Genomic DNA, 16,558 nt, shown 5'->3' on the forward strand with positions numbered 1-16,558 from the left:
TTAGAATGAAACATTCAGATTAAAGCCAAAGCTACGCGTGGTAGGGATTTGCAGTGTTTCCAACCCTTGTCCGTTTCCGGTATTGAAGGCCGTTTCCGGATCAATATTCGGTGCATGTTTGCTGAGGTAGCCCAGGTTTCTGGCTACCAGCGCGATGTTGACCGACTGCAAGCCCCATTTGTTGACGATGGTTTGCGGCAACGTATAACCAAGCCTCACCTCTCTGAGCTTGATGAAAGAGGCATCATAAATAGAGGTTTCACTCAGACTGCTGCTGTATACCGCCTTGTAGTAATCCATAGCCGGAAGCACAGCGGTATTCTTTTTACCATCTGCCGTATAGCCATCGAAGATGATACCATCGTGTTTTACGACTGCACCGTTGGGGGCAGTGGCATCATGACTGGGTAACTGCACGTTTTTCGTACCGTCGTTGTAGTAAGGAAGACCGCCATGTTCCTGATCTCTGCCAGGCATGGTAGCAGCCAACACGCCAGTGCGCATACCAGTGCTGTTGGTACCAGACCAGATGGAGCCGCCTTGTTTCGTATCTATGAGGAAACTGAGATTGAATCCTTTGAAGGAAAATGCATTGTTAATACTACCTGTCCATTTTGGAGTGAAGTATCCCAGCACTCTTTGAGTAGGGTCTGTTTGCGGACGACCATCGGCATTCACCAGTACACGGCCCTGGGCATCGCGTGCAAATGCAGAGCCAAAGAGCGCTCCGTAGCGCTGGCCTTTCGTTGCGATAACCTGGATGTTGCCGGAACTACCCAGTACATAGCTATTCAGGAATCCGTCGTTGTCCAGAGAAACCACTTCGCTGACATTACGTGCATAGTTAACGTTTACGTCCCAACGAAAACCTGAACGGGTAATGATTGGCGTAAGGCCCAACTGCACTTCTACCCCATGATTTTTCAGTTCACCACTATTCAGTAATTTTTTCAGGTAGCCGGTGGAGCCGCTCACGTCTGCCAGCAAAATCTGGTTGCGACTGGTAGTATTATAGTAGGTCACATCTATTTTAGCCCTGTTTTTGAAGAAGCCTGCTTCCACGCCGAGTTCAGTGGAGGTAGTGATTTCCGGTTTGATATTCTTACTCAGGTATTTGTCGGAAACCGTTAGCAGTGGCTGAGATCCAAACGGCGTATTGAAGGGATACGTATTCACCTGCAGATATGGATCTGTATCTTTACCTACCTGTGCCCAGCCGCCGCGTACTTTCAGCAGCGATAATACATTACTCTGTAAATGGAAGGCTTCCGACAGCACCAGGCTGGCGTTTACAGAAGGATAGAAATAGGATACCGGTAAGGTGGAAGACCAATCATTTCTTGCCGTGAGGTTCACGAATGCATAGTTATGATAGCCTACTTGCGCGGATGCAAAAGCGCTGTATACTTTCTGTCTGCTCAGGTAACTGGTAGATACCAGCGGGTCCCGGGAGTTGTTCAGCGTATATACGCCTTTTATCGCGAGCCTGGGCGCCTGCTGATAGTTTTGTTCGTATTGATTGGTACGGAGGTTACCACCGGCCAGTACATCGATATCGAAATTACTACCGAGTTTCTTTTTCGCGTTCAGTGTAAATTCTCCGTTGGTTTCGTTTACTGCATAAGCATCTTCTGTATAAGATCCGAATGGCGTACCATTGGTATAATAGGCTACTCTATATTTCCGTCGATCCTGGTAATAATCTGTACCAATGCGGAAGGCCGCTGTCAGCCAGGGTTGTATTTCGTAGGATAGCCGGGCATTACCGAGGAATCTGTTTCTCAGCATGCCCACGGTATTCTCGTTCTGAATCCAGTAGGGATTGCTGTAGTAGCTATGGTTCCAGTTATAGTCGGTGCCATCTGGGTTTTTATAGTTCTTCAGTTTCTCGATGTCTACTTGTCGGCCAAACCAGATGAACTGCAATGTTACGCTGTTGCCGCGCTTACCGTCTACTCCGGGAAGATTATCAGCAGCGCTGCGAATATAGTTTGCGTAGGTGCTGAGGGTCAGTTTGGGGGTGAGTCGGAATGTATTGCTGGCCACGAAAGTATTCCTGGAAATCCCTGTATTGGGGAGAATTCCCACCTGTTTGGTATTATTATAGGAAAAGCGATAATCGATTTTTTCGGAGCTACCTCCTACTGACAAGCCGTTATTTAACGTATAGCCGGTCACGTAGAAGTCTTTCACATTATTGGGATGAGCGACGAATGGAACGGCTTCTCCGTTAGAGAAAAACTGGGGAATGAGGCGTCCATCCATTTTAGGGCCCCAGCTTTCATCCACGCCGTCGTTCAGGCCGCCGCCTTTACCGTCTTTATAGGAGAACTGGCCGCCGGTACCTTGGCCATAGGAGTTTTGAAAGTCGGGCAGTATCAATACTTTTTCAAAGGTAGCGCCGGAATTAACGGTAACGCCTAAACCGCCTTTGGTATCTTTACCTGTTTTTGTTTTGATGACGATCACGCCACCGGAGGCGCGGGAGCCATATAATGCAGCCGCGTTGGGGCCTTTCAGTACGCTGATGGCAGCGATATCGTCTGGGTTGATATCGGAGATTGCATTGGCAAAATCGCGGCCGGTGCCTACGCCTAGCTGACTGTTATCTACAGGTACGCCGTCGAGTACGAAGAGTGGCTGGTTATTTCCGGCGATAGAAGTTTCTCCGCGGATCACGATTCTGGAAGAACCCATATTCCCCTGGCTGTTGGTGACCTGTACGCCGGCGATTTTGCCGGAGAGGGCATTGACCAGATTGGTTTCTTTCGCTTCGGAGATATCTTTGGATTTGAGTTCCTGTACGGCGTAACCGAGCGATTTCTTCTCTCTGGAGATACCCAGTGCGGTAACCACTACCTCATCCAGTTTTCGGTTAGTACTTTCCAGGGAAATATTGATCACATGATTGCTGCCTACCACCACAAAGGCTGGTTCAAATCCCAGGTAGAACACCTGGAGGGTATCTTTCTCGTGCGCATTGATGGCGAATCGGCCATCAGCGTCTGTTTGTGCGCCGGAAGATGATCCTTTCACGCGAATAACGGCGCCGGGTATACGCTGTGCATCTGTGCGGGAGGTGACTACCCCGCTTACCCGGATTTCCTGGGCAATACTTTGCTGCAACCAGAGTAGCCCTGGCAGTAGGCATAGCAGCCTTTGAAGGTATTTCATGCTAAGTGTTTTAATGTGGGCCTAAATCATCGTTGGCTGAGTATCATGGCTTCTCAGATTCGTTCCCTGTTGATTTTGGTAATGAATTATAGCTACAATTGTTTTTCAATATCGAGGACAAATGTAATATGGATTTATTTAATCTACAAGTTTTATAGACTATATAGATAAATAAATATTTAATAAAGCAACGGGGGAGCGTCGTCTTAATACATACAAATTATATACTATATTTGTATGGAACCTATAACTATGAAAAGATATGCGCACTAAGTATGCCATTCCCTTCTTTGCCGGAAAGATCGGCCACCTGGAAAAACAATGGATACAAACAGAATTTATACTGGTATTGGGATTCATTATAGTCCCGTCCTCTTCTGTACTGGTAATGCCAACTGCCAAAGGCGAAAAGGATCATTTTAATTTACCTATCAACAAGAAAAGCGTATTTGCCGGTTATGCGCGGATTACTCTTTTTATAGCGGCCATCGTATGTTTTTTTTATGGTAAAAATCAGGTGGACCCCATTTATCCAAGAGAGGGAATTATCTGGTTATCAGTAGCCTTTGCGCTTGGGGCATTGTATTATTACTTCCGTGTTTACTTTGGAAAGGTCACTCCGGAAGAAATAACCGAGCGCAGTAAGCTGGGGAAAGCGATTGGCATGTACATCTTACCACAATGGATATACGAAGATAAGCTATATGAGCTGGCAAAGGATGCTGGTTATACTTATAAGGAAAAGTTCGGTTCCAATTGGCGGGAAGACATTGCAGAACAAAGCATTCCTAAAGAGAAAATTCCGTTACTCTATGCATTATCTCTGTTTGATTATATGATTCATCCTACCGATGAAATGGGTAACCATTTGAACCGTGTAGACGCGATGTATAATTGAACTGGAAAAGTTTAGCATAAAAAAACTGGTTGCAGGGTAAATCCGGCAACCAGTTTTTTTTTATTGCTTGAGGTATATAGCCTTACAGTATGGCTGTCGTCTCCCTACTTCCTATATTGATAAAATATACCGGTATCAAATATGGTCCAGCGGCAGGCCTTCTGGCCACAGCTTTTCAGCCCGTTATTAGCCCAGGTATTGCAGGTATGGAAGATGTTATAGCTTCCTTTCGCTTCATAGAACGCATCATTTCTGTCGTAATTAGCATTCGTATTGATTTTAACAGGCATACCATCAGCGCCGGTTTTGAAGCTGTCATTGATGTATTTTACCAATCGTGCGTATTGTGATTTACTTATCATGATACGGCGACAACTTTCATTTTCCTGTAACTGTCGGTAATAGGTAGCATGAATGGCCGCAGTACTTAAACTAAATGCCGCCTTAAAGGCCGTACTGGCCTTCAGATCCGCCCAGGTGGGCGTTTCCAGGTAAAAACCTTTATCTCCCCAGCCAAAAGCCAGGAGCTGCGCGCTGGTATCATTGGCAATGGTATTACTAAAAGGAATACGGGTACTCCAGTCGATCTGCTCCGTACGCACCGGTACCACCAGATCTGTATGTACGCCATTAGTGAGTATATAGATGGGAATATCCGCATCTGCTACTTGTTCCTTTGGGGTGCTCATACGGGAAAGGATAAACGCAGCCAGGAGGTAAAGGCCTATTAACAGGCAAAAGGTCAATAGTGAATAGCCCACTATCTTCAGGAATCGCTTCAATGGAAATGGTTTAATAAGATTGCCAAATTAGGAAAATAATTGATGTAGTCGGAAAAAACGATCCGCATGATTAGTTAAACGGCTTCATTCCATCAGGGAAAATCTTAATTTTATATTTCATAAATCCTTTCCTATGAAAATGATAAGATCAGCTGGAATAGGGCTGACTGTATGTTTGTCTTTAGCCCTTGCCAACAAGGCTGTAGCCCAGGATGCAGAGAAAACCAAGGCGGAAATCATGTACCAGATGATGGATCTCGATTATCGCTTTGCATTGGTACCTGCCAACAAAGACAGCGCCTGCCGCATGTATTTTGCCAACCAGGCAAAAGCCGAATTCTCCTCCTTTAAAAAGCTATTGGAACCTAATCTGGCATTGTTCAAGCCTGGTCAGCAAACCAGGCTGAGCAACCTGCAAAAGGCCTACGAAGAACTGTTTGCAGCGGATGTATTCAATACGCTCAAAAAGCCAGATTACAGATTAAGCAAATCCGTAGAAGATGATGAGGCAGCCAAACGACTTTCCGACGCCATCCACCGGATTAGCAGGAATCTGCTGATAGACAACCTGGAGAACATCGATAATCTGGACCTCGTATTAACGCTGTCTCAATTGACTGTTGCAGCAGATGTCACCTTACAAACGAATAATTCATCCAGCTGCACTGCCGCTGCCAGCAAGCAATTGGAACAGGGTAATGCCTTACTCGATAAATATTTTCAGGCTGGCCGTGCAAGAAATCCCTTGCCGCTGAATACGGATATTGAGCAGTTGATACTCGCCTTTAAGAATAAATCAAATGGCATTCCGCAACGGACACTGGCCTTATATGGCAACGGCATTCTTAAGCTAACGCCATCCGGCAAGGTGGCCGCCAAAGAGGCGAATAAAGCCGCCAGAGAAGAATTCCTTAAAAAGGAAATCCATCTGAAAATGCTGTATCCAACTACTAAAGTGTATCTGACAGGAAAAATCAAACCGCTACAGGAAACGGAGAAGTATGCCCTGCAACTGCCAGCTGAAGGACAATCTTTCGAAGGACGCCAGGGGCTCTTCTTTAATACAGATGCCAAAGAAGCCAAGAAAAAAGATATAGCCGATTATACCTTTACTGTTATTGCACCGGGCGTTCGGGATGTAATCATTGACGCGCCGGTCTTTTTAAGTGGTCGGGTAAAAGCCAATGTGATGTTTAGTCCGGAAGTGACCGTGCGTGGATATGTAGCCAATATACGCTATCATTATCCTGTAAAAGTGGAGGTCCGCAATAAAGAGGGGCAATTAGAGAAAACCCTTATCCTCATTGATGAACGGGAAGAACTAACCACTACCTATCATGCTGATTACCTCCGTGCGCCGAAAGCAGAGGAGCGTTCTTCTGTTACTACGATCAATCCATTTTATTATGCCGATTCAGCAGCGAAGAGTATTTCTTTCCAAAGAGATATGATACTCAGAAGATTGCAGGTGAATAGCTGGGCGGAAACCCCACTCCTCTCCAAAGCGCTGACTGCAGCCTATGGAAGTGAGAAAGTGACCAATGCTATGTATCCGATTTATGGTATCAAGGACCCGCAGCCGGAATATGCAGACCTGGTTACATTGGTAGAGAAAACGAAGGAAGCCATTTCCAATATTGGCAGCAAGGATAAAACTGCCGCCAGCATTGCCGATCTCAAAGGAATTATCGAGGATTACGAGCAACGTTTGCGCGGTGATCTTACGCCTAATATGAGAGCGCTATGCCTCATCAACGCGGCACAATCTGCTTTAATGACCGATCAGATTTCAAAATCTGTAGCGTTCTATAAAGCATATCTGGCCGTAGAAAAGGACAATGCAGGTATACAATCTTCTTATGAGGGAGCACTCACGAATTTCTATTATCGTGGTCTGCTGGATGATGTAAAAAGCAATCCTGTACTGCTGGGAACGATGCCGAAGACCTGGAAGTAAATATCTCGTATAGAAAAAGGCCCGCTTGTAAATTCTTTTACAAGCGGGCCTTTTAAATATCACTGGAATTAAAACTGCAGTGGTGGCCCTACCACCAGCATCTCATGCGCTGCAAATAATTTTGCGCCTTCTGCTGGTGTGGGCGGCGCCATTGCAGCGCCTACTTTTCGGAAAAAGTCTTCCATCTTTCCGGATGGTTGAAACATAAAGAACATTTTCCCATGGTCCGTTAGCTGGGCAAATGCATGCGGTACTTTTCTTGGGAGGAAAATAGTATCACCCGATTTTAACGTATAGGTATCCTCCCCTACTTTAAACAAATATTCACCTTCCACGATAAAAAATATTTCATCTTGCTTGTGATGCAAATGTAATGGCGGCCCACCCTTCTCATGGCCGATGTATTCAAATATGGTAAGGGCACTCCCTGTATCCTTAGCTGAAACTTTAATATTATTCGGGCTCTTACCTCCTAACATGGTTTTTTCATCAAAACGGCTTTCATTGGCTTTGATGACGAAGCCTTTAGCAGTCCTTTCCCCGGGGTCTGGGATATTATTTCCGACAAGGATGGCAGGGGTTGCAGCAGTAGTAATTTGCAAAAATTTTCGCCTTTGCATGTGCATTTGTTTTACTTGCAAGTTGAGACGAAATGCTTATCATCTGGTGGTAAAAAAACGACAATATCAATAGGTATCTGCTTCTCCGAAAAACCTTTCCGGAGCGGAAAGATCTAGCAGATGAAATGCTGTAGGCGTTTTCAGCGTAAGGCTTTTGTAATCTTTCACTAAATGCTGATAATCATAATATCCGCAATGCAAGGCGATTGTAAGCCAGTCCATGTTGGGATACTTATTTTTCATCCTAAAGGCATTTTCAAATCTGGCTACTTTGGTAAAGTATTTTGGAGAGACACCCATCCTCTCACTGAATACTCTTTCTAATTGTCGCGCAGACAAACAGGCCGTCCTGGCCAGCCAGTCTACCGTCCGGTTCTCTGAATCTTTAATCATCATATCTCCTATTATATCCACTCTGTGGGCATCATAAGATTTAAGTCTGATCTGCTGTAACAAAAAGGATTCTATAACAGGAATCATGTCTCTGTAATTGTTACAATCATTCAAACGATTATTCACGGCTTTGATATCTCTGTTAAAAAACGTCTCGGCATCCAGGTAGGCATTCGTTATTTCATGGGAAGGTACTCCTGTAATGCGATATACAGCGCCAGGATTAAATACAATCTGAAAAAGCAGGAAGTCTTTTCCCACGTAACGGTTGGTGACCTCTGTCTGCTGTCCGAACAAGACAGCCCGAAGGTTTCCTGCTTGTTTATTACTGCCCATGTATTCCACTCTTTCACAATCCCTTGGATAAAAGGTCAGGCATTGCTCCGGCTTGGGAGGGTAAGGCTTACAGAATGACGGTTGAGAATGATCAAATTGAAAATGTACAATTCTGTAAGTCCGCACATAGTCTGCTAACTGCCGACTTGGAGGAAATTCAAACAGTACCATTATACAGGCTTTGGGGTGTAAAGAATGCTGCTGTTATTCGTATTTATGCCGTAGTATAGCGGAAGAATTTGCTATCAGCCATATTATTTCCACTTAAAGTTACGATTAGTGGTTGATATCACAAAAGGGTATATCCGACTCTTACTATTCTGCAAATCAGGAAGCAAGCACCGGATACCTATTAGCAGTTAACATTAATAATAAATTAATCCGTTTATGCGTTCACGTAGGCGCAAAAAAATCTACATTTCCATTAATGTGAAAGCAGCGGCAGGAAATACTACTAAGGTGTTATTTTCAACCACCTGAAAATCATTTACTTCGTTTGTATTACTTGTTACAACAAAATAACCCGGCCAATAGTGCCATTGATTTTTTATTGCATTCCCTTAAAATAATCCGGTGATTAACCCAGTCAAATCTGTCTAATCTCCCGTGATTTTTGCTTTATTATAACCCGAAGGTATGTTAACAAATGTTTTCCCACTACATCCTACCCAGAAGGATATGTATGTAGACCAATTAATGAATCCTGAAAGTCCTCACTACACACTTACAGGATATCTTAAATTAAAAGGCCCGTTAAACAAGGCGCAATTTGCAAGAGCTGTCAATGCCGTGATCACTGGAAATGATATTTTCCGCATGAGTTTTGATCTGGAGAGTCCTCAACCAGTTGGATACTTAAGCGACACTACTCCTCCAATACCGCTGCTGGAATTGGATTACAGCGATCAGGATAACCCGATAGCATATACGCTGCAATGGATTCAGGAGCAATGCAACACCCCTTTCCACTTGCAAAAAGGCATTCCTCCATTTGAACATTATCTCCTTAAAATTTCAGATACCGAACACTGGTACCTGCTCAGATGCCATCATCTCATCATAGATGGCTCCGGATATCAGCTTTTCCTGCATGCTATAGCAAAAGAATACAGGCAACAACCAGCGGGCGTCTATCCCTCTTATATACAAGAAACAGCAGACTACTCTCCTTTTTATCAGAGTACCGCCTATCAGCAGCAACTCGATTACTGGCAGGAAAAACTTGTCAGCAAACCAGGCAAGATCTTTCAGCACAAGTATCCGCATAACGACCCGCAAGGTAAAACCAGCGCCATCTTTACCTTACAGCTTTCAGCTACAGAGAGAGCGCAGCTGGAACAAACGGCATACGACTGCGGATACAGCTTGCAGAAACTCACCATAGCAGCCGCCATCATTTACTTTGCACATATATCCGGTAATACGTCGCTATTACTGGGCGTTGTACGCCACAGACGGATGACGCCACTGCAACGCAGCACCTTAGGCGTATACTCCGGTATCGTCCCTTTTATTGGGGAATATAAACCGGAAGAGTCACTTATTGATCTGCTACGAAACATAGATATTGCCCAAAAGGAAGATAATCGGCATCAGCAAGCATCATTAAATGAATTGAGTAGGATACTGAAGGATAAGCACTCCGACAGCTCCCTCTTCGAAGTGCTGGTTAACTATGTACTCCTGGACCTTCAGCTGGATTTTGATCCTCAAATTGTCAGTTCTTTTCATCAGACCTGGACAGAATTTGAAAAGAGACCACTGCGTATTTACTGGCAGGACTATGGTAAACATCAGCCGTTACAACTGAATATCATTCACCAGTTAGCGTATATTAAAAAAGAAGAAGCCGCACTTTTATCTAAACGCATCCTGCATATATTATCCCAGTTTACAAATAAGCTACATCAGCCGGTTAGTGAAATTGCTATTATACCAGCAGATGAAAAAGCAATACTACTGGAATCAGCCCATCCCACAGCCGATTATGAACGTTCGGACACTATCTATTCTCTCTTTGCGCAACAGGCGGCACGCACACCTAACAATATAGCTATCACCTGTAACGACCAAGCACTCACCTATGCAACGCTGTACGCCCGCGCAGAGGAATTAGGGCGTTACCTGAGCAGTAAAGGAGTAGGTAAAGATACCTTGGTGCCCGTATGCATAGAACGTTCCCCGGAGATGATAGTGGCGCTACTAGGCGTCCTGCGCGCAGGGGGCGCATATGTGCCTATTGATCCCGAATATCCGGAAGAAAGAATACGATTCATGTTGGAAGATACGGCTGCCAAAATTGTAGTAACCTCTCCGGCATGCCAGGCAGTACTAACAACGATATATTCCCATGAAACAATTATACTCAGCGAGCAAGCGGACTTCGTGTCTGCGGTAGCAACAACGGCACCTGAGCCAGCACAGCCTACAGATGCGGCTTATGTCATTTATACCTCCGGCTCCACCGGAAAACCCAAAGGAGTGATAATAGAACATCGGAATGTGGTAAGCCTGTTTGATGCTGTAGTTGGGCAGTACGACTTCCACGAAAATGATGTGTGGACCATGTTCCACTCCTATTGCTTTGACTTCTCCGTATGGGAAATGTATGGCGCTTTGTTTTATGGCGGGCGACTCGTCATTGTTCCTAAGCAACTGGCGAGAGATACTGCCGCCTTTGCCGCCCTGTTAAAAAAAGAAAAGGTAACCGTGCTAAATCAAACCCCTGCCGCTTTCTATGTATTGCAGGAAGTTGTAACCAACCATGAAAGCTACCACGATTTAGCGGTACGTTACGTCACTTTTGGAGGAGAAGCATTGAACCCCGTCAAATTAAAATCATGGAAATCGACATTTCCGGATTGTCGGCTGATCAACATGTATGGCATTACCGAAACGACCGTCCATGTGACTTATCAGGAGATAACAGCCCAACATATTGAAAGCTCCGGTAGCATCATTGGACGCCCCATTTCCTCGCTGGGCGCATATATATTGGATGCTCATCAACAGTTGCAACCTATTGGTATACCTGGCGAATTATATATTGCAGGAGCCGGTCTTGCAAGAGGGTACCTGCATCGGGATGAGTTGACGAAAGAAAGATTTATTGCCAATCCTTTCCCATTGCAAGCTGGTTCCCGTTTATACAAAACCGGCGACCTTGCCCGCTGGCTTCCTGATGGGACCATGGAATACCTGGGACGTATAGATAACCAGGTAAAAATCCGTGGCTTCCGTATTGAGTTGGGGGAGATAGAAAACGTACTGCATCACTGCATACATATCCATCAAGCTGTTGTTATTGTGAAGGCTGACCATATCAGCACATCAGAGGAGAAACAACTGGCCGCTTACATTGTACCCAATGGCGAATTTAACAGAGAAGCAATTATACTTCATATGCAGGAATGGCTGCCTGATTATATGATTCCCTTGTTGCTCACGCCTGTTGCAGCAATGCCGTTAACTAAAAATGGGAAAATCGATAAAGCAGCATTATCAGGGATACATGCAACACTTCAACAGAACATAGTAAAAGAAGCGCCTCAAAATGTGCAGGAGCAACAACTCGTCAGTATTTGGGAAGAGGTGCTTGGTATCAGCAATATCAGCAGAAATGATAACTTCTTTGAACTGGGAGGCGACTCCATCCGGTTGATCAAGGTGGTGAGCAGCATCCGAAAGCTATTCGGAAAGGAACTGCAAGCCGCCGATGTCTATAGATCCGCTACTATTGCGGACTTATCACAACTAATTGGAGGTCTTGAAGCAGGTATCAACGATCCTCTCAGAAAAGAGATTGCTGCAGCCATTACGCAGCAAAGAAATGCATTGTTAGCCACATTGCCCAATGCGGATGCGATGGAAGATATCTTCCCGATGAGCGATATTCAGTCAGGCATGATCTATGCTTCTCTTCGCCATCCTGAAGATGCCATCTACCATGATCAGTTTTCCAGCATTATGCCGCTGGACACGGATATCGACAGATTAAGACAAGTATTGTCGCAGATTAGCGGCAGACACGGTATACTCCGGACAGCCTTCCTGCTCGAAGGCGACGCAGCGAATATGCAGGTTGTTAATAAATCGGTTCCAGTGCCCTTAACTGTCCTGGATATGCGTACATCAGAGAATGGACAAGCGGCGATCGATCATTATCTGCACACAGAACGCAGTATTCCTTTTGATTACACGCAGGCCCCGCTTTGGCGGGCAGCGGTGATAAAACTGAAAACCCACTGTGTGCTGATTCTACAGATGCATCATGCGATCCTTGACGGATGGAGTGTGGCGAGTCTCAATACAGAAATTAATAACCGCTATACATCTTCTTCTTCAGACTTATTTCCTCCGCTGAAAGCCACCTATAAAGATTTTGTTATTGAAAGTTTGATCGATAAAAACGAGGAGGCGTCAAAAGCTTTCTGGCTGCAGGAAATGAATGGCTACAAGCGTTTGGATATTTTCACGACCGAAAAAGAACAACGGCGACTCTTCAAAAAATTTGAGCCAGGATTGCTGGAAACGATCAAGCAAAAGGCTAAAAAAGAGGGCGTTGCCGTCAGTACTTTTTTCCTGGGGGCATTTTACTACGCCCTCAGTATGCTGACGCATGAAGATGAGTTAACACTGGGGCTGGTTACCAATAACCGCCCGCTTATTGAAGATGGGGACCAGATGCTGGGCTGTTTCCTCAATACCCTTCCTTTAAGATGTAAGACACCCGACAAAGCCACCTGGCGTCATCTGATGGATGGCCTGGAACAAAAACAGCTCTCCTTAAAAGCACATGACCGTCTGCCACTGGCGGATATCGCCAAATTACAACGGAACCACAATGTTGATGGCAACCCTTTCTTTGATGTGCTTTTTAATTTCATCAACTTCCATGTGTACGATCAGCTAAACGACCGTCTGCTTCAGGGCAGCGTCAATGATCCCGCCACTATGACCTTTGGTAGTTTTGCCGTAGCCAATACTTTCTTAGATTGCACCGTCAGCACTACCGGTGATGTTTTAACCATTCTGCTTTGCCAGTCTTACAAGTTGAAATCGGGCAAAACGCTGGAAGACTTCCTGATGTACCTAGAGCACATACTGCATCAGATGCTACATCATTATGAGGACCCTATAACCCGAACGGCTATACTCTCCCACCAGGAACTGGACACCTGTTTCACACCGATGAACCGCGTTACGGTTGACCAGCCAGCTTTTTGTAGTATTCCAGCTGCCTTCGAAAAACAGGTGAGTCTGCGCCCCAATGCCATAGCGCTTATTGGTAGCAGTACCTTGACATATGCCGCATTGAATGCACAGGCCAATCAACTGGCGCATTACCTGCAGCAGTTAGGCGTGCAGAAAGATGCACCAGTGGCGGTTTGTATAGACCGATCTCCTGCCCTCTTTGTGGCCATACTAGCCATTCTGAAGGCTGGTGGGGCTTATGTGCCGCTAGACCCTGCCTATCCGAAAGAACGCATTGCCAATATGCTGGAAGATCTCCACTATCATATCGCCATTACCATGAGTCCATATGCAGGACTATTCGAAACGACAGCGAAAGTGGTATGTCTGGATTCCCTCTGTGATCAGCTATCAGCGCTACCTTCCGATAATCTGCCACATACCATTCATCCGGAGGATCTGGCCTATGTGATGTTTACCTCTGGCTCTACCGGACGTCCGAAGGGCGTCATGGTCACTCATAGCAACGTGGTGAGTCTTACCCTGGAATGTGATTTCGTTTCACTTACCGCTAATGATGTACTGTTAACGACCAGTTCTCTTTCCTTCGACGGTACCACCTTAGATTTCTGGGGAATGCTTCTCAACGGCGGACAGCTGCTACTTTGCAGCGATGAGCAGTTGCTGGATAATGAAATACTCAAAAAAGAGATAGCGCAGCATCAGGTAACGAAGATTTGGTTTACTTCCGGATGGCTGAATCAACTGGTAGATACGGATATTGCGGCATTCCGGCAACTACGTACAGTCATTACCGGTGGGGAAAAACTATCGGCAACGCATATAGGAAAATTACGTGCCACCTATCCGGATCTTGAAATTATTAACGGTTACGGCCCTACGGAGAATACCACGGGATCGCTGAATTACCGTATCGGACAAACGGTTACAGCGGATATCCCTATTGGCTTACCTATGAAACATCGTACTGCCTACGTCCTGGATATGCAACAACAACTATTGCCAGTTGGCGTAACTGGAGAACTCTACGTTGGTGGTGCGGGCCTTGCGCGGGGATATTACAATAACCCAACGTTGACGGCTGAACGCTTTATCGCCCATCCCTTTGTTCCCGGCGAAAGGTTATACAGAACGGGGGATCTGGCCCGGTTCAATGAACACAGACTGGTAGAATTCTGTGGAAGAGTGGATGATCAGGTAAAAGTACGGGGCTACCGCATTGAGCCCGGAGAAATAGAGAGTATGATCCTGAAAAGCGGATTAATCGAAAGAGCGGTGATTGTTGTTAAACAGGATACGGGCGGCAACAAACAACTGGTGGCCTATGTGGTGCCTATCGGTATTTTTGATCTGAAGGCGTTGCAATACTACTTGACAGTAAATCTGCCCGATTACATGATACCGGCCATCATACATCCTATGCAGGCCTTGCCGCTTACGCCAAATGGCAAAGTTGATAAGCAGGCTTTACCAGCGCCGGATACGGCGACGATATCAACTGCTGAGTTTATAGCGCCTGAAACGGCCACTGAGAAAGCCATTGCAAGCATCTGGCAACAGTTGCTGGAAGTAAATACAGTTGGTAAGTATGATGATTTCTTTCAGCTGGGAGGGCATTCGCTCTTAGTAATAAGAGTAAGGGCCTATATTAAAATGGCCACCAATATCCATATTCCGGTTGGCGCACTATTCCAATACAGAACAGTGGCGAAACTGGCTGCTTACATTGATGCATACCAACATAGCGCCGATGAGGAAGCCATCATACCCTTTAACCGGCAAGAGGTGGTACATGTACCGTTGTCTTACGGCCAGGAGGAACTCTGGATGATGGACAGAGAGATGGGAACCATGGCTTACCATATGCCGTTTATTTTCCATCTTCAGGGAGAAGTTGATAAAGCTGCCCTGGCAAGCACTTTCAGAAAAATAGTGGAGCGGCATGAAGCGTTACGCACGATTATACGCTGGCACCCTGATGATGATCGAGCGTATCAGTACTTTCTATCGAGCGACAACTGGCAGTTACAATTTATTGATTATTCTGAGGAAGAAATAGCTGCCGATATTCCATCTTACCTGCAATCCTTGCTGGGTTTACCTTTTGATTTATCGGCCGACTATATGCTGAAAGCGCATTTGGTAATGCTCAACAGAGATGAGCATTATCTGGTCATGCAACTCCATCATATAGCAGCGGATGGCTGGTCGCTGGCAATCCTGATGCGGGAAATCACGCAGCTGTATAATGCCTGCTGCAAAGGAGAAACATGCATTTTGACGGCTCTCCCTTACCAGTTTGCCGATTATGCCTCGTGGCAGCGCAGGCAGGTAGCTGCTGGCATTCTGGATACAAAGCTGCACTACTGGACCCGAAAGCTGGAAGGATACGTGCCCTGGCTATTGCCTTCAGACTATGAGCGGCAATTGTATAACAGTAATGCAGGAAGTATGCTCTACTTCCATGCCGATCGCCAGCTGGCAGAAGATTTGCGTTCCCTTTCGCAACGCGGGGAGAGTACAATGTTTATGACCTTACTCACTGCTTTTAAGATGATGTTGTACCAGTTCAGCGGTCAGGAAGATATCTGCGTAGCTACTGCCGTTGCTGGCCGTACCAGGCAGGAAATGGAAGGCTTAGTAGGATTTTTCTCTAATAATTTATTGCCCCTACGCAGTAACCTTAGTGGCAATCCGTCGTTTGCGGAATTATTGCAGCAGGTCAAACAAACGGCCATAGAGGCTTATGAAGTGCAGGAGGTTCCGTTGGAGAAAATAATGGAAGCCCTGGCAGCATCATCGGGTGTACAGGATAAATATCTTTATCAAGCCATTTTCATTTTACAAAATACGCCGGAATTACCGCCATTACGGTTGAATAATCTGACACTAAAAGAAGTAAAGAAGATACATGAAACCAGTCAGTATGAATTAAATGTATCCGTGCGGGAAAAAGCAGATGGGTTATTGTTTTCCGTGGAATTCAACACCGCTGTTTTTAAGCAGGAAACAATTGAAAAATTATTCAGGGCGTATTTAGTGTTGTTGCAACAGATTGTAGTATCCCCGGAAGAGAAAATGCAGGAATTGGTACTTGCAGAAGAGAGGAATGTAGTTCGACAATATTAATTAAACGACAGTTAGGTAGTCTTCAAATATGAAGACTACCTAACTGTATATCTTT

General features: G+C 45.4%; 7 protein-coding genes. 3 read left to right on the forward strand and 4 right to left on the reverse strand.

All coding sequences use genetic code 11. The annotated features are described in order from the left end of the window. On the reverse strand, positions 1-3,174 hold the full coding sequence (locus tag CLV59_RS16095) for a SusC/RagA family TonB-linked outer membrane protein (protein WP_111593084.1): 3,174 nt from the start codon (positions 3,172-3,174) through the stop codon (positions 1-3). A gap of 262 nt (positions 3,175-3,436) precedes the next feature. Between CLV59_RS16095 and CLV59_RS16100 the strand changes: the two genes are divergently transcribed. Further along, positions 3,437-4,072, forward strand: a complete 636-nt coding sequence (locus CLV59_RS16100; protein ID WP_111593085.1) for a hypothetical protein — start codon at positions 3,437-3,439, stop codon at positions 4,070-4,072. A gap of 104 nt (positions 4,073-4,176) precedes the next feature. Here the strand turns inward: CLV59_RS16100 and CLV59_RS16105 are convergent, their stop codons facing one another. Then, positions 4,177-4,854, reverse strand: coding sequence for a TIGR02117 family protein (locus tag CLV59_RS16105; protein ID WP_111593086.1), 678 nt, complete (start codon positions 4,852-4,854; stop codon positions 4,177-4,179). A 133-nt stretch (positions 4,855-4,987) separates the two neighbouring features. On the opposite strand from CLV59_RS16105, the gene CLV59_RS16110 reads away from it, so the two are divergent. After that, positions 4,988-6,811 (forward strand): hypothetical protein, encoded by a 1,824-nt coding sequence (locus tag CLV59_RS16110; protein WP_111593087.1) that lies wholly within the window; start codon positions 4,988-4,990, stop codon positions 6,809-6,811. A 68-nt stretch (positions 6,812-6,879) separates the two neighbouring features. Here CLV59_RS16110 and CLV59_RS16115 read toward each other — a convergent pair whose 3' ends face one another. Together CLV59_RS16115 and CLV59_RS16120 are read right to left on the reverse strand one after the other, a co-directional pair. Continuing rightward, complete coding sequence (locus CLV59_RS16115) at positions 6,880-7,431, reverse strand: cupin domain-containing protein (protein WP_111593088.1); 552 nt, start codon at positions 7,429-7,431, stop codon at positions 6,880-6,882. Positions 7,432-7,497: 66 nt separating this feature from the next. Then, positions 7,498-8,331, reverse strand: coding sequence for a helix-turn-helix domain-containing protein (locus tag CLV59_RS16120; RefSeq protein ID WP_111593089.1), 834 nt, complete (start codon positions 8,329-8,331; stop codon positions 7,498-7,500). Between the two features lie 465 nt (positions 8,332-8,796). On the opposite strand from CLV59_RS16120, the gene CLV59_RS16125 reads away from it, so the two are divergent. After that, positions 8,797-16,503 (forward strand): amino acid adenylation domain-containing protein, encoded by a 7,707-nt coding sequence (locus CLV59_RS16125; protein WP_111593090.1) that lies wholly within the window; start codon positions 8,797-8,799, stop codon positions 16,501-16,503. The last annotated feature ends 55 nt before the right edge of the window (positions 16,504-16,558 follow it).

It is taken from the genome of Chitinophaga dinghuensis (genome assembly GCF_003259435.1).
GTDB lineage: Bacteria > Bacteroidota > Bacteroidia > Chitinophagales > Chitinophagaceae > Chitinophaga > Chitinophaga dinghuensis.